Raw genomic sequence first — 19,349 nt, 5'->3', positions numbered from 1 at the left:
GAAATGCTTACTGCTTAATACTATCTAAAAATGCTTCTTTAATTTGGTTTGCATTTTCAGAGACAGCAAAAAACACAAAGTCACCCTTAGTTTTTAACTCATAATCATTAACTAAAGCACACTGCTCTGGTCCATATCCTGAGAAACTTTGTAGCTGATAATTAATTCTAGAATCAATACTATCTTCTAAAGATTCAATTTGAGATTTATCTTTTACCTTAACTATTAATACTTCATTTACATCCATTGTTGACTGTGGTGTATATAAAATAAAACCATCATAGTCATTGGCATTTAATTTATAAAAACGTTTAAGAGATTTACTATCTCCTTTTTCCATTTTTTCAAACTTTACTTCTTTTTTCATACTATTTTCTATTTGATCCACACTTTTATCATTGTTAACTCCACAACCAGCTGTAATTAAAGTGGTTACTAGTAATGTGGCAACCAGTAACTTCTTTTTTAACTTAATATTCATCTATTTCTCCCTCCTTATAAATTCGCCTTTTGTATCAATAATTCAACCCATCTTTTATTAAAATTTGGTTTGAAATGTATTCCATCACTTTCATATGAACTATCATCTACTATTGATGAGGCATCTATATAAGTGACTCCTTGTTTATTACACATATCCATGATGGCTGCATTAAACTGTGGTACATTTTTTAAGGCTGGAGATTTACTTATTGCTTTACTATTTACTCTAAATATTGAGTTTACATAAATTTTTGTATTTGGTAATTTATTTTGGATATCTTTTATTATTTTTTCATATTCCTTTATAAAATCTAAAGGATTACCATATATTTGTATATCATTTAACCCATAAGTTAAGAAAATATTTTTCGGTGCCAAATTAATAGCTTTATTTATATCGCCTTCTTTTTGTGCACTCTTAAGATTTCTTCCTTTATAAGCAACCACTGATGAGTTATTTAAAATTTCATATGACACTATGGATTCAGCCCTTGAATCTCCTAGTATAACTGAATTTGAAAACTTATCTATAAGATCAACTTTTTCATTATTATTTTCTTTATTTATATTAATTCCTTGTAAACTCGACTGTACAAAGTCAATTTTTTCCTCTGATTCTAATACATCTTTATTTTCTAATCCCTTTATTATTTCAATTCCCTTGATAACTTGTGACTCTTCTCTTTTATCCGTATTATTAAGAGCATCAGTACTACCATTAAGTTTTATTACCCCTATAATAGTACCTATCGATATTATTGAAATAGCCCATGCTTTCTTTTTGATAATAATTCCTCCCTTGCTGTCAACTTACCTTTCTTATCACAAATAATATTATAACATTTTAATTATATATAAAAAACAATTAATGATATGTAAAATCTACAAATTAATACTTTTTCTGCAAAATGCAATTTTATCAACATATTCTCTTTTAATTTTTAAAGATTTAAAAAAATAACCCATTTTAAATACAAACTAAATTTGTACCTAAAATGGGTTATTAATTTGCTTTTCATTAGCAACAGCAGCCATCATCAAAGTTAAATAATAGTAATATAATCAAAATCACCCAAATCCATATGCTATCATCATCAAATATATCATCAAATATGTTTGTAGCCAAAAGTAAAAATACAATAGCTATTATTATTAATAATCCGCCATTAAATCCACAGTCATCCCCGCCAAAAAATCTTGATAAAGTTTCCTCTAACTTTGCCATGTCACTCCCCCCTTAAAGTCAAACGGTTATATTGCTATATACTAATATATGTTTTCAAGCATAAATAAGTTACTTCAATGAAATTTTTATTCATCAGTGTATCTAGCTCATTTTGGCTTTCATTATTTGCTTCAAATACTAATTTTAAATATTCATCTTTATCATCCTCATTATCTTCGTTTATGACATCTATTAATAATTCGATAGATGAAGTTTTTATTAATTTATATTTGTCAAACAAAAAAGATGTATGTGAATTTTCCATACCTTTTTTTATCTTCATTAATCTAGATATATACTCCCCTTTTTTTTCGTTAACCTTATCCTCATTTTCCATTACATCTTGCAAGATTACATTACTCTCAGCAACATAGTCTTTTATTCTATCCATATCTATAAGCAATGAGTTGTAAAAAAGACACCCAAGAATTATAAAAAAACCTGCAATTGACGATAATAATAATCCTATGTTTTTCATTATCCTTCCTCCTAAAGTTATTATCTATATTAAATTTATATTCATTTTTTAAAACTTTAGGACTTTTTTTGATTATATATTGAAAAATTGCCAATATTATATTAAACTACAATTAAATTTTAAATTAACATGGAGGTAACTAATGTTTGAAAAAATTAGAGATATTATAGTTGAACAATTAGGTTTAGATGATTCTGATTCTTTAGCTATGGAAACATCACTTAAAGAAGATCTAGATGCTGATTCTCTAGATGCTGTTGAAGTTATAATGGCTTTAGAGGAAGCGTTTGATATAGAAATACCAGACGAAGATGCTGAAAACTTCAAAACTATTGGTGATATAGTAGAATATATTGAAGGTCACTAATATATAAAAAGGGATGTTTCCATTAGGAACATCCCTTTTTCATATATTTAAGCCCATTTTTGTAAAATATTTTTCATAAAGTCTTTTATATCTATCCCATAAACTTCATTTAATGTATAACCATTAAATACATCCTCAGGTAATCCATAATCAACTTCTTTTCCATCTTTAAGTATAAGTACTCTATCTGCAAAATATTGAACTAAATTTAAGTCGTGTAATACACCAACCACTATTTTATTATTATTTTTAACCCAATCCTTTAGGTTTTCTAATAATTCTATCTGATGTTTAAAATCTAGATGATTGGTAGGTTCGTCTAATAAAATCACATCTGGATTTTGTGCAAAGACTCTTGCTAAAAATACTCTTTGAAGTTGACCACCTGATAATTCAGTAATCATCCTATCTTTTAATTCATATATGCCAACTTTTTTCATACTCTCAACTATTATTTCAACATCTTTAGGAGATAGCCTTGCAAAAGCCCCCTTTGAATAAGCATACCTTCCTAGAGATACGGTATCATAAACAGTATAAGGGAAATATAACTGAGTTATTTGGCTCATTAATCCTATTTTTTTTGCCAACTCCAGTCTGCTAAGTTCTCTTACTTCTTTTCCATCTACTTTTATATTACCTTTATATTCAATAATATTCGCAATAGATTTTAAAAGCGTACTCTTACCACATCCATTAGGTCCTACAATACAAAGATTTTCTCCTCTTTTTACATTAAGATTAATATTTTTAATTATTTCTTTTTTATCATATCCTGTATATAAATTTTTTATTTCTAACATTTAATATCACCTAGCTTTTTTGAAATATATATAGGCAAAGAATGGAGCTCCTATTAACGATGTTACAGCCCCCACAGGTAGTTCCATAGGTGAGAATGCAGTTCTTGCTATTAAGTCTGTAACAACCATTAGACATCCTCCAAATAAAAATGACATAGGTACCACATATTTATGATTAGAACCAAATATTTTCCTTACAATATGAGGAGCAATTAAGTCTACGAATCCTATGGTTCCACTTAATGCTACTGAACCTCCCGTCAAAATAGAACAATATATAAATAATTTGCTTTTCACCTTTTTTGTATCTACCCCTACTAAATTTGCTTGTTCTTCACCAAATGTAAGTATATCCATTTCTTTTGTAAATCTAAGGACCCCTAACATTCCTATAATAAAGAAAGGTATAATAAGTCCAACATATGACCAACCCTTCATTGCAAAGCTTCCCATCTTCCACAGTGTAATACTTTCTAGATCCTCAGTGAAAAATGCTGTTAATGTTGTTAATAAAGCATTTACAAACAAAGAAAATACCATTCCTGCTAAAATTATTGTATTATTTGACATAGTTTTATCTATTTTAGATGCAAAAGTTATAACCAGAAATACAGTAGCTAAACCAGAAATAAATCCTATTAATGGCAAGGTAAAGCCTTGTAGTAAAGGTATTGATATACCTGAAACAATTACCAACCCTGCGCCAAGAGATGCCCCTGAGGATACACCTAGTGTATATGGTGATGCCAATTCATTTTTTAATACAGATTGAATGACAGTGCCACTTACAGCAAGACATCCACCAACTATAAATGCTAATAACACTCTTGGTAATCTTATTTTCCAAATTATAGCTACTTGCGGAGATGCTATGTTTTCATTAAGTGGTAAATTTAAAATTTTATTTAGCATAACAGATATGGTATCTAAAATGCTAATATGGGAACTTCCATTGGAAGCTCCCATACTTATAATAAAAAATGTAATCAATACACTTAATAATATTTTCTTTTTATTTCTATTTTCCATAAACATCTGGATATATAGCTTTAGCCATTTGATCTAAAGCTTTCAGTATATTTTGATTTCCACGAGCAGCTGAATTTGCATCTATATAATAAACATCTCCATTTTTAACAGCTGTTATGTTATCCCATCCATCACGTGCTAATATTTCTGCTGCTGGATCTTCAACATAATCAACTTTTGTTAATATTACATCTGGATTAGCATCTAATATTGCCTCTTCTGTTGGTGCAAACCAGCTTTCTTCATCTTTAAACACATTTTCTGCTCCTATTACTTCAACCATTTCATTTAAGAATGTGCTGTGACCAAAACTAAATAAGTTTGGAGCTGGACCTATTTCAAAGTATACTTTCTTTTTATCTTTTATAGTTTTAGCTAACTCTTCGTATTTAGATATTTTTTCTTTCATATCAGTGATTATTTCTGCACCTTTTTTCTCTTCATTTACTAAAGAAGCTATAAACTCTATATCCTTGTATATACCTTCTATACTATCACTACTTGGTATGTAAACTACTGGTATACCTGCTTCAACTATTGCTTTGTATGGATCTTCTGCAGAGCCTATTTTATTGTGTCCTGATGCTATTATTATATCTGGCTCTAAAGCTATTATTGCTTCTGCATCTGGATTATTCATATCCATTTTGGGAAGTTCTTCATTCAATCCTTCTATTCCTTCAGAATATTTATCTACACCAACTAGTTTATCTCCTACACCAAGTTCTACTAAAACTTCAGTATTTGATGGCACTGCAGATATTATTCTTTCTAATTTTGTTGGTATTGTAACCTCATTTCCTTCCCTGTCAGTTACAGTTGTCTCTTTGCTATTACTGCATCCAACTGTAAACAGTAGTATAAAACTTGTTATAATTGCTAATATTCTTTTCTTCATGTCTTTTCCTCCTATAAATTGTCATAAAAATTCGCTTCGCTTCAGGCAACTCCGTTGCTCAAAAGTAACTTTTTTTACATTTCAATATTTGTTGATATTGCTTAATTCCACGAGTTTTCCACAGATTTGATAGCAATATAATATCCTTGTATGTAAAAAAAGCCTAACCGAAAGGTTAGGCAAATATATACATAGATTTTAAACATAAATGCTTTGTCATATTAAATCAAAAAAATACATATCTATTCTCTCAATATATTAAAATTTAAAACACAATGTTCCATAATGTAATATTTTCTTCACCCCGAAGAAACTACTTTATGATTTTAGGCAGGTCTCCTGACTTAGCTTCATCCTACTCCTCACCTTCCCATAAAAATTTGCTTCGCTTGAGCGACGTGTCGGCGAAATACTTCATGTCGCCAACGAGATGTCTTTGCTACCGCTTTAAGCGACTACGTCGGCACCATGCAATTTCAGACAACTCCGTTGCTCAAAATTCGCTTTTCTTTTATAAATTTTCACAGTGGTATTGTTGAGTTTCGTCCACATTACAGTAACGGGGGCTGTAGAGGAATCACACCTCTTTCCCTTTTAATCTATTGTAAATAGAACCTTAAAATCTAATGTATTCAATTTTTACTCAATTCATTATAACATATTTTGTAATTTATTCAATTTTTTTATTTTATATAATTTTATTTTGTCGTTTATCAAGCCCATTTTTGCAAAATATTTACCATGAAGTCCTTTATATCAATTCCATAGATATCATTTAGTAGTTTATCTTTTAAAACACTTTCCGGTGTTCCATAAGAAACTTCTTCTCCTTTTTTGATCATAAGTACTTTATCTGCAAAATACTGAACTAAATTTAAATCATGCAATACTCCTATTACAATCTTATTATTATCTTTTACCCATTCATTAAGATTATCCAAAAGATCTATTTGATTTTTAAAATCAAGATGATTTGTTGGTTCATCTAACAGAATTATATCTGGATCTTGAGCAAATACCCTAGCCAAAAATACTCTTTGTAATTGACCTCCTGATAATTCTGTAATTAACTTATCTTTAAGATCATACACACCTACTTTATTCATGCTATCTACTATTATTTTCCTATCTTCAAAAGAAAGTTTTGAGAAAGCACCCTTTGAATATGCATATCTTCCTAAGGATACAGTATCATAAACAGTATAAGGAAAATATAATTGAGATATTTGACTCATAAGTCCTACTTTTCTTGCCAATTCTACTCTACTAAGCATAGTTACTTCTTTATTATCTATTTTTATATTTCCCTTATAATCAATAATATTGGCTATAGATTTTAATAATGTACTCTTACCACATCCATTAGGTCCAACTATACATAGGTTTTCTCCATTTTTTACATTAAAACTGATATTCTTAATTATATCTTTATCATCATAACCACAATAAAGATTTTTAACATCTAACATTTAACATCAACTTCCTTTTTTAAAATATACATAGGCAAAAAACGGTGCACCTATTAAAGCTGTTACAGCTCCTACCGGTAATTCCATTGGTGCAAATATGGTTCTAGAAATCAAATCTGTTATTACCATTAGCCCTCCTCCAAATAAAAAAGACATGGGTACAACATATTTATGATTTGAACCAAAAGCCTTTCTTACTATATGAGGGGCTATTAAGTCCACAAACCCAATAGTTCCACTAAGTGCCACTGATCCACCTGTTAAAATAGCACAGTAAACAAATAATTTTCTTTTTACATTATAGGTATCTACACCTACAGCCTTAGCCTGTTCTTCTCCAAATGTAAGAATATCCATTTCTTTAGTATATTTAACTACTCCTAACATTCCAACTACAAAAAATGGCAATATCAATCCTACATAAGTCCATCCTCTCATGGCAAAGCTTCCCATTTGCCAAAGAGTTATACTCTTTAAATCATTACTAAAAAAGGCTGTTAAAGTAGTTAGTAGTGCATTTACAAATAGTGATAAAACCATACCTACAAGAACTACAGTATTATTTGACATGGTCTTATCAATTTTTGTTGAAAATGCAATTACAGAAAAAACAGTAACTAAGCCAAAAATAAATCCTATTAAAGGCAAAGTAAATCCACCTATTAATGGTAGTGATATTCCTGTTACTATTATAAACCCAGCTCCCAAAGAAGCACCTGAAGATACTCCTAAGGTATAGGGTGATGCCAATTCATTTTTAAGTATAGATTGAACTACAGATCCACTAGTTGCTAAACAACCTCCAGCTAAAAATGCTAATAATACCCTTGGCAACCTAAGCTTCCATATTATTGCAATATGTTTTGATGTAACATTTTCTGATAAAGGTAAATTTAAGGTTTTATTACCTATTATAGATAATGTATCAAATAAACCTATATCTGAACTTCCTATGGATGTTCCTAACAAAATAATTGTAAGTAATACAATTATGCTTAAAATTATTTTTTCCCTATTTCTCATACTCATCTGGATATGTAGCTTTAGCCATCTCCTTTAAAGCTTTTATTATATTTTGAGTTGGTCTAGATGATGAATCTGCATCTATATAATAAACTTCATTATTTTTCACTGCTTTAATGTTTTCCCAACCTTCACGAGATTTTATTTCTTTTACTGGATTTTCTACATAGTTAACTGTAGTTAATATTACATCTGGATTTGCATCTATTACAGATTCTTCAGTTGGTGATATCCATGATTTTTGATTCTTAAATATATTTTCTGCTCCTATGATTTCAACCATTTCATTTAAGAATGTAGAATTACCAATACTATATAAATTAGGTGCTGGCCCTATTTCTATATATACTTTCTTTTTATCTTTTATTGTTTCTCCAACTTTAGATATTTTTTCTATTTCACTTTTCATATTAGAAACTATTTCTTCGCCTTTTGAATCTTCCTTAACTATAGATGCTATAAATTCTATATCTTTGTATATTCCATCTATACTTTCACTGCTTGGTATGTAAACTACAGGTATCCCTGCATCGCTAATAGATTTAAATGGATCATCAGATGAACCTGATTTATTATAACCTGAAGCTATAACAATATCTGGCTCCAGCTCAATTATTGCCTCTGCATCTGGTGAAGTAAAATCCATTTTCTTTACATCTTTATTTACACCTTCAATCCCCTCTGAGTATGTATCCATGCATACGATTTTATCTCCCACACCTAAACCAGCTAATATTTCTGTATTAGAAGGTGCTGTAGATACTATTTTTTCAATATTAGATGGTATCTCAACTTTGTTACCTTCTCTATCTGTTACAGTTTGTTCTTTATTACTACTACATGCTACTGTAAAAAGCATAACCACACATAATAATAATGATAATAATTTTTTCTTCATAAGTCTTCCCCCTTGTTAAAATTGTAATAAAAAAAGCCTAGCACAAGGCTAGGCTCATATATCTATGTTTTGACATAATATGTCTTTTAATATATTTCCTTCACCCCGAAGAAATTTGCTTCATAATTCAGGCAGGTTTCCTGACTTAGTATCAACCTACTCCTCACCTTCCCATAAAATTCGCTTTGTTCATGTCGTTAACAAATTGTCTTCGCTATAGCTTTAGACAACTATATTGTTAAGAATTTACTCTGCTTATAATACAGTGGTATACTGAGTTTCGTCCACATTACAGTAACGGGGGCTGTAGAGGAATTACACCTCTTTCCCTATTAATCTTTAAGAACCTAAATTTATATTAAATTGTTTCTTAATATATTGTAGCATATTTAAACTTGTTTTTTATGATTTTAAAAATAAATCTTAATATTTCAATTATTTTTCTTCATAAAAGCTTACATTCTTTATTATTATATCAACAGTACCATCTTCATTTTGTCTGACACTATATTTCATAGGATCTTCAAAATCAACAAGATTTCCTTTTATATCAAATCCATTGTCTGTTTTTATACTTCTTCTTTTAAGCTTCTTTTCAACCCATTTTTTGTCTATATTGAAGCTAGTTTCAATTCCTCTATCAGTCATTAATTCTTTGAAACTTTCTTTTAAATGGTCATCATCTATTGATTTTTCCACAAATTCTTCTATATCAACTTCTTCTTTTTCTTTTAATGTGTAATTTAATAAACTTCTAACATCTTCTGCTTTTTTTATATTATTACCCATAGCATTTGTTATCCAATTATCTGCAGTAGTTTTGAAAGTTTTTGTATTAAACTTATCATCAGTAACTTTTTCAGCATGTAAGAATTCATTTATAAATCTTGATTTTTTCTCTGGATCTTCTTCTTTCTCTGAATCTTTGTCTAATAATCTTAAATGGAAGTCATCATTTATTCCACTAAGTCCAACTAATGCACATTGTTTTTGTCTTCCTGTGTCTGGTATTCCTATTTCGTTGCTTATTATTTGTATGTTGAATTTTTCATCTAATAATTCTATAGAATGAGTGTATAATTTCTTGTAGTCTAGTTTTACTATTCCTACATATTTTTCATCTTTTACACTATATAAACACATAGCTAAATCACATGAATCTATGTCTTCATATTTTTTCATTATATCAAATAAGAATGAAGCTATTTCTTTTGAGTTTTGAACAAAAGTATCAGCATCGTATATTATTTGTTCACAGCAATTTCTTATTATATTTTCATTATAGTCTTTAAATACAGCTTTTCTTAAATCATCATCCTTTGCTGCTCTGTTAATAATCTTTTGGAAAAACTTGTCTACCTCTGCATTATTTTTTCCTTCAAAATCATTTAATATTGGGCCTTCACTATTTCTATCAAGAACGTGAATAATATACTTATGTATAACCATATCTAACTACCTCCGTAATTTATTTTAACTTTTCTATTAATTCTTCCATATCTTTTGGAAGAGGGGCATTAAACTCTAAATCTTCCCTAGTTCTTGGTTGTTTAAACTTTAAACTATAAGCATGTAGAGCTTGTCTTTTAATTAAATTTTCATCCACATATCCATATAACTCATCTCCTATAATTCCATGACCTATATGATTTAAATGAACTCTTATTTGATGAGTTCTTCCTGTTTCCAGTTTTAATTTTAAAACTGTGGCATCTTTTAATCTTTCTACTACTTCAAAGTGTGTCACTGAAGGTTGTCCATCTTCATGAACTATCCTTTTTATACTATCATCAGTAGGTCTATAAATTGGCTCATTTATAGTCCCAAAATCTGATTCAACAATACCTTTTACTACAGCTATATACATTTTTTCCACTTTATCATCTTTCATATCTGATGATAAAACAAATTGAGCATAAGGATTTTTAGCCACAATAACTAAACCTGATGTATTCATATCAAGTCTATTTACAAACCTTACTTTTACCTTTTCATCCTTCTCCATAATATAGTGAGTAACACCATTGGCAATAGTATTCTCATAATGACTCTTTGTTGGATGAACTACCATAAACGCTGGCTTATTCACCATAATTATATCAAAGTCATCGTATAAAATAGATAGTTTTAAGTCTTGTGGCTTAAAATCAGCCATATCTTCTTCAATTCTTACCTCAATTAAGTCACCTTTATTTATTTTGTCAGCTGGTCTAATATATGTATTATTTACTTTTACAGCTTTATATCTTTTCATTTTTGATAAAGATCTTACTGAAAAGTTTAGTTTATCTAATAAAACTTCTTTCAAAGTTAAATTTTCTTCTTCATTTATATATGAAATAATATTATATTTCTGATCTTCTTTCTTAAACATATGCTCACCTACTTTTACTTAATATTATTTATATTACCATAAATTCATAGTTTTATATAAGTAAAAACAAAAAATTCCCTTTGCTCAAAAAATAAAATCACACTGTGAGTTGTGTGATTTTTATAATATCTAATAAAATTTATTTTACTTCTTCTGTTTCTTCATATCCTTTACAAACATCTACCCATTTGTCTGCATTAGAAAATTTTTCTAACTCATCGCAAGTTAACTCTATAGATGAGTTACTGCTTCCTGCTGCTGGGAAAATTGTGTCAAATCTCTTCATAGATACATCTAGATATACCTTTACCTGATCATTTTTAATAGCAAAAGGGCATACACCGCCTATGCCATGACCTATGTATTCTAATACTTCTTCTGGTGTTAACATCTTAGCCTTATGTCCAAACTCTGATTTAAATTTCTTATTGTCAATTTTAGCATCACCAGCTGTAACTATTAATATGGCGTTATCTCCTTCTTTATTTTTAAAAGAAAGAGTCTTAGCTATTCTAGCAGGAATAACACCCACTGCTTCTGCTGCCAATTCAACTGTTGCCGAAGATACCTCATGCTCCATAACATTATCTTCCTTGTTATACTGTTTGAAAAATTCTCTTACCTTTTCTATTGACATAATTATACACCTCCATTTACAACATTTCCCTATAATTATTCCCAAAATAAGTATATCATATAAAATTCCTTAGAGAATAAAATTAACATTTTTTAAATTATCAAAGTAAAATTTACTTTTCTCAAACCACCATGTGGACATTATTCTTCATATGGACAATGACTTTCCATTACTTGAGTAATATACGTTAAAAACATATTCACCAATTAGTTGTATTTTATATTTTATCTACACGAAAGATAAAATATAAAATCCTTACAATTAAATAGAGGTTTTCATACATTTTTGTATAAATATTAACATAATAATATGTTTTTTTGACAAAGGATATTTCCTAAATTTACATATATTTGATATAATACAACTTATAAACGAGGTGGAAAAATGGGGAGAATTGTAACAATAAACTCTAATAAAGTGCAAAGGTCTCTTGATACTAGAAAACTTTTGCATAAAAAATTAATTGAAGTTGGATTTGATGTTGACTATGAATATAATCCTGAAGCAGAATTAATAATATCTATAGGTGGAGACGGTTGTTTTTTACAAACTATTCGAGATTATAATCTCCCAAATGTACCCTTAGTAGGAATTAATACTGGTCATTTAGGTTTTTTTCCAGATATATCTCCAAAAGATATAGATATCTTCATTCAATCTTATTTGGAAGGAGATTATATAACTCAAGAACTACCTCTCCTTCAAGCTAAAGTTACAACTAGCGATGGATGTTGCAATATTTTTGGAATAAACGAGGCTGTGGTTAAAGGAGATAAATCTAGAACTATCCATCTAAAATTGGATATAAATAATAAACGTGTGCAAAACTTTAGTGGAGATGGCTTAATAATATCAACCTCTGCTGGTTCTACTGCTTATAATTACGCTGTAGGTGGTAGTATAGTTGACACAAGCTTAAATGTTATACAAGTTGCACCCATATCACCAATAAACACAAATGCTTATAGATGTTTCACGTCTAGCATTATATGTTCACATGATTCCATAGTTAATGTATCTCCGGAATGTGAATTTGAAAATTCCACCCTAGTAGTGGTAGATGGTTTGGAGTATAATTTTAAAGAAATAGATAATATAAGTCTTTCCATATCAGATAGAAAAATCAAACTCCTTAGGACATCAAATTATGAGTTTTGGAGTAGGGTGTGTGAGAAATTCTTATAAATTATAGGAGGAAAGAATATGAAAATTGGAGTACTTAGTGACACTCATGGAAGTTTACCTTACTTAGAAAAGGCACTGGACACATTATCAGACTGCGATGTATTGCTTCACCTTGGTGATGTATTATACCATGGACCTAGAAATGATCTTCCAGAAGGATACAATCCAAAAGCTGTAATAGAAATCATAAATAATTTAGATAATATTACAATAGCTAGAGGTAACTGTGATGCTGATGTAGATCAAATGGTTATAAAGCATCCAATTGAATCTCCTTTTGTACACAAAAAAATAGATAACATTAGTGTACTTATGGACCATGGATATAGGGAATCAAGAGAAGACATAATTAAAAAAGCTAGAGAACTGGGAGTAGATATACTTATACAAGGTCATACTCATGTAAAAGAGTTATCTGTAGATAGAGATATTATAATATTAAACCCAGGAAGTACTGCTATCCCAAAAGATGGTACTCATTCTGTAGCAACAATAGAAATATTAAATGATGATAATATGGAAGATGAATTTGAATTAGAAATCAACCTAATAGATATAAATACAAAAGAAATAATTGAAGTTGATAATTGTGATTGCGAAGACGGATGCGATTGCAAATAAAAAATTCGCTTCGCTTGAGCGACGTGTCGGCGAAACACTTTAAGCCACTGCGTGGGCGCTCTACTTCATATAGCCAACGGCTTCGCCCGTTGCTCAAATAGCAAAGTTGGAAATTATACGTTATCCACAGGACAGATAACATATAATTTCCTTACAATTAAAAACATACTTCTCCTGAAGTATGTTTTGGTAAATCATTTTGTTATCGATTCAGACAAGTATATTAATCAAAAAAACGGCTAACTTTACAGTTAGCCATTTTTATTATAATATATCTACTCTTTTTAATATGTCATGCATAACTAATAATCCTAAACAGAATATTATTCCTAATATTCCACCAACTTGTATGCCTATAAATATTGCAGCTATTGTAAGCAATGGGCTTATACCAACATTAGCTGATACTAACTTCGGTTCTAAGATTTGTCTAAGTATTGACAATCCTATAAATACTACTGCTATTCCTATGGCAACAAAATAGTTTTCTATAACAAAGTAATAAATTATAACTGGAACAAATATTACAATTATACCTAAGAAAGGTATTAGATCGAGTAATGCTCCAATTATACCTAAAGGTAATCCATAAGGAACCTTAAACACAGAAAAACTTATCCATATAACTAAAAATGTAATACTCATTAAAATTGTATATGCCTTTATGTACCCTTTTATGGAGTACATTATTTCACTCTTAACTCTACGTACTTTTATTTTTGTATCATCTGTAAAAATACTTAGAAATCCATTTTCTATTTTATCAAAATCCTTAGCTATAAAATATGTAGACATAAATAATGTTATTATGATAAGTACTACCGTTGGTAATGATGTTGCTAAATTTATTATTTTAGATAACATTGTCTTAGCTATATCTGCAAGACTCTTACCATAATTAGCTACTAATCCTTCAATATCTATACTATTATTAGCTATACCTTGAAAATAATTAACATATTTATCCAAATTATTGACCCAGTCATTTACCATAGTTCCAATGTATGAATAACTATTGCTATCTATGTTATTTAAAAATGAAACTAGCTGCTGGCTTCCTTTTACTAATAAGAATGATGCTAAAAATATAACTAATCCAACACCTAATAAACTTAGAAATAAAGTTGATATACCTTTATTTATTTTAAATCTTCTTTTTAGCTTCTCTGATATGGGATTTATGATAATTGCCAATAAACCTGCTATAAAAAATGGAGCTATATATCCAAAGGTCTTTACTATTAATAAAAATAATACTGAATATATAACGAAAAATATTACATTGTTTTTTAACCTATGTAAAAAAGAGCTGTTCAATACAGACATACACATCATTCCTCTCTCTATTTTTGATTATATGCTTAATACGATTTTAATATACAAAACTAACTTTATTTATATAACCAATAATATATCTTTATTTATCTATTGCTAAAAGTGTAAATAAAAACACTGTTTAAAAACAGTGCTTTATTTGTTATAACATTATTCTGATTTTCTTTATTCTGTTTTTATCTACTGATTCTATATTAAATTTAACTCCATCTACTTCTATAAGTTCATTCTCTTCTGGTATGTGTTTGATATATCCTATGATATATCCACCTATGGAGTCAAATTCTTCTGATTCTAAGTTAATATTTAAGACTTCATTTACATCGCTGATTTTAGTACTTCCTTCAACAAGGAATTCATTAGAGCTTATTACTTCGATTTCATCTTCCTCTTCGTCATATTCATCTTCTATATCTCCAACTATAACTTCTACTAAATCTTCTATGGTAATTAAACCTGCTGTACCACCATATTCATCTACTACAATGGCCATTTGGCTTTTGTCTTTTTTCATTTCCTCTAGAAGTTGAGTAATTTTCTTAAATTCATAAGTGAAGAAAGGAGCTCTCATATATTCTTTTACATCAAAGTTAGCTATTTCTTCATCATTCAAGAATATTACATCTTTTATATTTAATATACCTATAATATCATCTATTGTTTCTTCATATACAGGCATCCTACTTAATTTTTCTGTTTTAAATAATTCTATTATTTCGTCATAACTATCTTCTAAATCAATTGCTACAATATCTAATCTTTGAACCATAGCCTCTTTTGCTTGCATATCTCCAAATTCGAAGACATTGTTAATTATTTCTCTTTCTTCTATTTCCAATAAGCCTTCTTCATGACTTACATTTACCATAGTTTTTAATTCTTCTTCTGTAATGAATGGTCTTACACCATTATCAGGTACCCCAAGAAGTTTAAATATTATTTTTGTAATAACATTAAATATTCCAACTACTGGCTTTAATATTACCATAAAAAATTTAATTGGTTTAGCAACCATTAAAGATACTTTTTCTGGAGTATTTGCTGATATTGTTTTTGGTGTTATTTCACCAAAGATTAAAACCAATACAGTCATTAAAGCTGTAGCCATCGCCACACCTTGAGCTCCTAATCCTAATGTGGTAGTAAATAATGAAGTTGTTATAGAAGTTGCTGCTATATTCACAATATTATTACCTATTAATATTGATGTTAACAATCTATTTGAATCTTCTAATAAAGAACCCACAAACTTTGCTCCTCTAACTCCATCTTCCTCCATATGTCTTATTTTTATTCTGCTAAGTGACATTAATGCTGTCTCAGATGCAGAGAAAAATCCTGACCCTATTAATAAAATTACTAATAAAATTATCTGAATCAAACTACTGGTCGAACTATCCAACCCTTACCACTCTCCTATATGTATATTTTTATATTATTAAGTATTATAGCATAATTTTATATTATTTTGAATTAATTAATTTTATTATAGTGCCATAATAAATATTATATCCATTTTGTCCCTTATTAATTTAAACTTACAATAAATATCTTCTTTATTATGAAAATATAGCCTTAATAAAATTGCACCAAATAAAATATAACGAAAAAAAGTTTTTTTTATCATTTTGTGTCATTTTATGAGTTTTCACATATATTATAATTAAGAAAGGCTAAGAGAGAGTCTTTCTTATAACAATAATATTTTGTTGTTACTCCTTTGTTGATATTTATTTCTGAGCTTCGAAAAAAAATGTATAAAATTCTAAAATACGGAAAGAATTATATATGAGAGCGGAAATTATATATCTCTCCCCCTAATAAGTATATATTTTTTAAGGCATCTACTATTCCCCCAGTAGGTGCCTCTTTTTCTTTACTCACAAAGAACCAACCCCTCAGGGCCGGTTCTTTTATCAAATTTATTTTAGCTATATTCTATTTTTACTCTAGATCCTTTTCCAACATCACATGGACTTACTATAAGCTTTACTGGTACTCTATTTTTTAATTCTTCCACATGTGAAATTATACCTATACTTAGTTGGTCATTATGAAGATTTTCTAAAGACTCCATAACTACTTCTAGTAACTCAGTATCCAAAGAACCAAAACCTTCGTCTAAGAAGAAGAACTCTAATGGACTACTTCCTTTTAATTGTATCTGAGATGATAGTGCTAAGGCTAATGATAAAGATGTTAAGAATGTTTCTCCTCCTGATAATGAATCAACACTTCTTCTCTGCCCTCCATTCATATTATCTCTCATTATAAAATTCAGATTTTCATCGATTTCTAGTGCATATCTTCCTCTCGTTATTGAACCTAATCTTTTTGATGCTTCCAATGCAATGTATTTAAGTTGATTCGTAGCCACATATTCTACAAACTTATTACCCATTATCAATTTATTAATCTCATCTAGTAAGGATAATTCATGGTCAACATTTTTAACCTCTTTAGTTAATTCTTTTATTGATAATAAAGATTTTTCAATATTTTTAAGTTCATTTTCTTTTGAACCAATCTCTTTTCTTAAAGTAGCTATTTGATTTTTTAATGAATTAATTGAAATATGAAGATTCTCAAACTCTTCAGGTTTTATACTTCTTCCATTTAATTTTTTATTTAAATCAGATATCTTTACTATTAAATATTTAGTCTCTTCATCAAAATATTCTATTTCCCCTTTGTACTTATCCTTTTCTTCCTTTGGTAAAATAGATTTTTCAACAGAATTAACAGAGTCAAATTTATTATCTATTAATAATGTTGTTAAAGTTTGAGTTTTACTTTCTAGTTGCTTTTTAGCTTGAGATAATACACCATCTTTACTACTTTTCAATTTAGAATTTTCATCAAAACCATGTTTTTTATTAGTTAATGCTTCGTGTAATTCTTTTTCATTATTTGTAATTCTATCAATATTATCTATAGTAGCTTGTAATAACTTAGCTGGTGAAATTCCCTTAGCAATTTTATTCAATTCTTCTTCCTTATTTTTCACTTCTTTATATTTAGTATCCCTATGTTGAACTAAGTTAGAAAGTTTTTTATCAATTTCATTAAATAAACTCTCTTTCTCTTTATATTCTTTATCTAGGTCTTCTTTTTCTTTATTTAAAATTGACATTTCCTTATTTAATTTTTCAACTTTCTTTTCATTTTCGCCAATTTCTTTTACCTTAACTGCTAAATCATTAACTTTAACTTTAGATTTTAATCCTAAGTATTCTAAATTGAGATTATCATACTTATTATTTAAGTTATCTATCTTATCTTTTAGTTCTATACTTAATTTTCTATCTAAATTTAAATTTTCTTTTATTTTTACTTCTTCTTTTTCTACATCATATTTTAAATCTTTTATTTTGTAGATTTCTTCTATGGTTTTATTTTTGTCCTCTTCCCAAGATGATACCTTTTCTTCTAGGATTTTTAATTCTTTTTGCTTTATATCTATTTCTTTCTCAAGTGATGAAGAATTATAATCTCCTAACTTACTTTCTAATTCATTTAAAGTCTTTCTCTTTATACTCTCAAAAGAATTAATTTCTCTATTTTTTAAAGCCAATTCATCATAATCTCTTTTTTCTTTACTATATTCATCTTCTAATTTCTTAATTTTTTCTTCTACTAATTTTGCTTCTTCAAAATTAGCACTAATATAAATTTTTTCATGGTGAATTGAACCACAAACAGGGCAAGGCTCATTGTCTTTTAATTCTTGTCTTAGATAAGATGCCATATTTTGATATATTAAATTTCCCTGTTCCTCTTTTAAGTCGTCTATAGCCTTATTAATTCTTTCTAATTTTATACTAGATTCGTTTAAGTATCTTTGATTATCAAATTTACTCTTTTCATTTTTATTTAAATCGTCTTTAATAGAGTTAATTTGTTTCTCATAATCCTTTGTATTTTCTAATCTTGATTTTAAATTATGTAGATACTCCTTTTCACTTGATATTATCTTATTGTCTCCCGGACAACTTCTATTTAAAGTTTCTTGATGTTCTAGAAGTCTTTTCAATTTTATATTTACAGATGATTTATTTTTTTCAACATCAATATTTCTAAATTTTAAATCTTCTATTCTTTTGTTCACATCTTTTAATAAGTTCTTATTTTCTTCTCTTTCAGCACCTATTTTTTTTAACTCTTCTTCTTTGTTATAAGCTTCAAATATATTTTCTTTTAGCTGAGTACTTATTCTTAAAGATTCAATATTTTTGTTATTGTCTTGAATTTTTTTATATTTACTATCAACTTGATTTTGTAAATCTGTTATTAATTTTTTCAGTTCTTCTTTTACCTTAGTTTCTATATCAATTTCTTTTTTAAGCTCTTTAATAGAAAAATTTAAAATCTCTATTTTTTCCTCAAGTTCTATACCTCTTTGAAGCTTACCTTTTTCTTCAATTAATAAAGGTATCTTTTCATTTTTTTCTTTTTTTGCATCTTCGTATCTTATTGATAATAAATCTATTTCTTTTTTAATATTAGTTATGATACCTTCTAATC

General features: G+C 28.3%; 19 protein-coding genes and 2 riboswitches. Of the genes, 3 read left to right on the top strand and 16 right to left on the bottom strand.

Going from position 1 to position 19,349, the window contains the following annotated elements:
- Positions 1 to 7: 7 nt before the first annotated feature.
- The 4 genes from QX51_RS11860 to QX51_RS11845 form a co-directional block, all read right to left on the bottom strand.
- Positions 8 to 481 (bottom strand): DUF4358 domain-containing protein, encoded by a 474-nt coding sequence (locus QX51_RS11860; RefSeq protein WP_039680127.1) that lies wholly within the window; start codon positions 479 to 481, stop codon positions 8 to 10.
- Between the two features lie 14 nt (positions 482 to 495).
- Positions 496 to 960, bottom strand: coding sequence for a GDSL-type esterase/lipase family protein (locus QX51_RS21230; RefSeq protein WP_039680126.1), 465 nt, complete (start codon positions 958 to 960; stop codon positions 496 to 498).
- Between the two features lie 541 nt (positions 961 to 1,501).
- The gene (locus QX51_RS11850) at positions 1,502 to 1,708 is read right to left on the bottom strand and encodes a hypothetical protein (RefSeq protein WP_039680125.1); all 207 of its coding nucleotides are present in this window, start codon (positions 1,706 to 1,708) and stop codon (positions 1,502 to 1,504) included.
- Positions 1,709 to 1,742: 34 nt separating this feature from the next.
- Positions 1,743 to 2,186, bottom strand: coding sequence for a hypothetical protein (locus QX51_RS11845; RefSeq protein ID WP_039680124.1), 444 nt, complete (start codon positions 2,184 to 2,186; stop codon positions 1,743 to 1,745).
- Positions 2,187 to 2,328: 142 nt separating this feature from the next.
- Between QX51_RS11845 and acpP the strand changes: the two genes are divergently transcribed.
- Entirely contained in the window at positions 2,329 to 2,553 is a 225-nt protein-coding gene (gene acpP / locus QX51_RS11840; protein WP_039680123.1) for an acyl carrier protein, read from the top strand.
- 47 nt (positions 2,554 to 2,600) lie between these two features.
- On the opposite strand, the gene QX51_RS11835 is transcribed toward acpP, so the two are convergent.
- The 9 genes from QX51_RS11835 to QX51_RS11795 form a co-directional block, all read right to left on the bottom strand.
- Positions 2,601 to 3,356 carry an ABC transporter ATP-binding protein gene (locus tag QX51_RS11835; protein WP_039680122.1) on the bottom strand — a complete coding sequence of 252 codons (756 nt, stop codon included), beginning with the start codon at positions 3,354 to 3,356 and terminating at the stop codon, positions 2,601 to 2,603.
- Between the two features lie 6 nt (positions 3,357 to 3,362).
- The gene (locus tag QX51_RS11830) at positions 3,363 to 4,385 is read right to left on the bottom strand and encodes a FecCD family ABC transporter permease (RefSeq protein WP_200886398.1); all 1,023 of its coding nucleotides are present in this window, start codon (positions 4,383 to 4,385) and stop codon (positions 3,363 to 3,365) included.
- Positions 4,375 to 5,283 (bottom strand): ABC transporter substrate-binding protein, encoded by a 909-nt coding sequence (locus tag QX51_RS11825; RefSeq protein WP_039680120.1) that lies wholly within the window; start codon positions 5,281 to 5,283, stop codon positions 4,375 to 4,377. The genes QX51_RS11830 and QX51_RS11825 overlap by 11 nt, the downstream gene beginning before the upstream one ends.
- A gap of 312 nt (positions 5,284 to 5,595) precedes the next feature.
- Positions 5,596 to 5,917, bottom strand: a riboswitch (cobalamin riboswitch).
- Between the two features lie 79 nt (positions 5,918 to 5,996).
- The gene (locus tag QX51_RS11820; protein ID WP_039680119.1) at positions 5,997 to 6,752 is read right to left on the bottom strand and encodes an ABC transporter ATP-binding protein; all 756 of its coding nucleotides are present in this window, start codon (positions 6,750 to 6,752) and stop codon (positions 5,997 to 5,999) included.
- 6 nt (positions 6,753 to 6,758) lie between these two features.
- Complete coding sequence (locus tag QX51_RS11815; RefSeq protein WP_039680118.1) at positions 6,759 to 7,775, bottom strand: FecCD family ABC transporter permease; 1,017 nt, start codon at positions 7,773 to 7,775, stop codon at positions 6,759 to 6,761.
- Positions 7,765 to 8,673 (bottom strand): ABC transporter substrate-binding protein, encoded by a 909-nt coding sequence (locus QX51_RS11810; RefSeq protein WP_039680117.1) that lies wholly within the window; start codon positions 8,671 to 8,673, stop codon positions 7,765 to 7,767. Before QX51_RS11810 ends, QX51_RS11815 begins: the two co-directional genes overlap by 11 nt.
- A 113-nt stretch (positions 8,674 to 8,786) precedes the next feature.
- Positions 8,787 to 9,039: riboswitch (cobalamin riboswitch) on the bottom strand.
- A gap of 69 nt (positions 9,040 to 9,108) precedes the next feature.
- Complete coding sequence (locus QX51_RS11805; protein ID WP_039680116.1) at positions 9,109 to 10,122, bottom strand: nucleoid-associated protein; 1,014 nt, start codon at positions 10,120 to 10,122, stop codon at positions 9,109 to 9,111.
- 19 nt (positions 10,123 to 10,141) lie between these two features.
- On the bottom strand, positions 10,142 to 11,047 hold the full coding sequence (locus tag QX51_RS11800) for an RluA family pseudouridine synthase (protein ID WP_039680115.1): 906 nt from the start codon (positions 11,045 to 11,047) through the stop codon (positions 10,142 to 10,144).
- A gap of 139 nt (positions 11,048 to 11,186) precedes the next feature.
- Positions 11,187 to 11,684 carry a YbaK/EbsC family protein gene (locus QX51_RS11795; protein WP_039680114.1) on the bottom strand — a complete coding sequence of 166 codons (498 nt, stop codon included), beginning with the start codon at positions 11,682 to 11,684 and terminating at the stop codon, positions 11,187 to 11,189.
- 384 nt (positions 11,685 to 12,068) lie between these two features.
- On the opposite strand from QX51_RS11795, the gene QX51_RS11790 reads away from it, so the two are divergent.
- Complete coding sequence (locus QX51_RS11790; protein WP_039680113.1) at positions 12,069 to 12,869, top strand: NAD(+)/NADH kinase; 801 nt, start codon at positions 12,069 to 12,071, stop codon at positions 12,867 to 12,869.
- Positions 12,870 to 12,887: 18 nt separating this feature from the next.
- Positions 12,888 to 13,490 (top strand): phosphodiesterase, encoded by a 603-nt coding sequence (yfcE, locus tag QX51_RS11785; RefSeq protein ID WP_039680112.1) that lies wholly within the window; start codon positions 12,888 to 12,890, stop codon positions 13,488 to 13,490.
- A gap of 264 nt (positions 13,491 to 13,754) precedes the next feature.
- Here the strand turns inward: yfcE and ytvI are convergent, their stop codons facing one another.
- The 3 genes from ytvI to QX51_RS11770 form a co-directional block, all read right to left on the bottom strand.
- The gene (gene ytvI, locus QX51_RS11780) at positions 13,755 to 14,816 is read right to left on the bottom strand and encodes a sporulation integral membrane protein YtvI (RefSeq protein WP_039680111.1); all 1,062 of its coding nucleotides are present in this window, start codon (positions 14,814 to 14,816) and stop codon (positions 13,755 to 13,757) included.
- Between the two features lie 151 nt (positions 14,817 to 14,967).
- Complete coding sequence (locus QX51_RS11775; RefSeq protein WP_039680110.1) at positions 14,968 to 16,227, bottom strand: HlyC/CorC family transporter; 1,260 nt, start codon at positions 16,225 to 16,227, stop codon at positions 14,968 to 14,970.
- A 525-nt stretch (positions 16,228 to 16,752) separates the two neighbouring features.
- Positions 16,753 to 19,349: SbcC/MukB-like Walker B domain-containing protein (locus QX51_RS11770; protein WP_039680109.1), on the bottom strand; the 2,597-nt coding region annotated here is incomplete at its 5' end.

Origin of the sequence: Terrisporobacter othiniensis (genome assembly GCF_000808015.1) — a bacterium.
Lineage (GTDB): Bacteria > Bacillota > Clostridia > Peptostreptococcales > Peptostreptococcaceae > Terrisporobacter > Terrisporobacter muris.
Note: the sequence above shows the minus strand (reverse complement) of the source record. Positions and strands in the feature narration are given on the sequence as shown.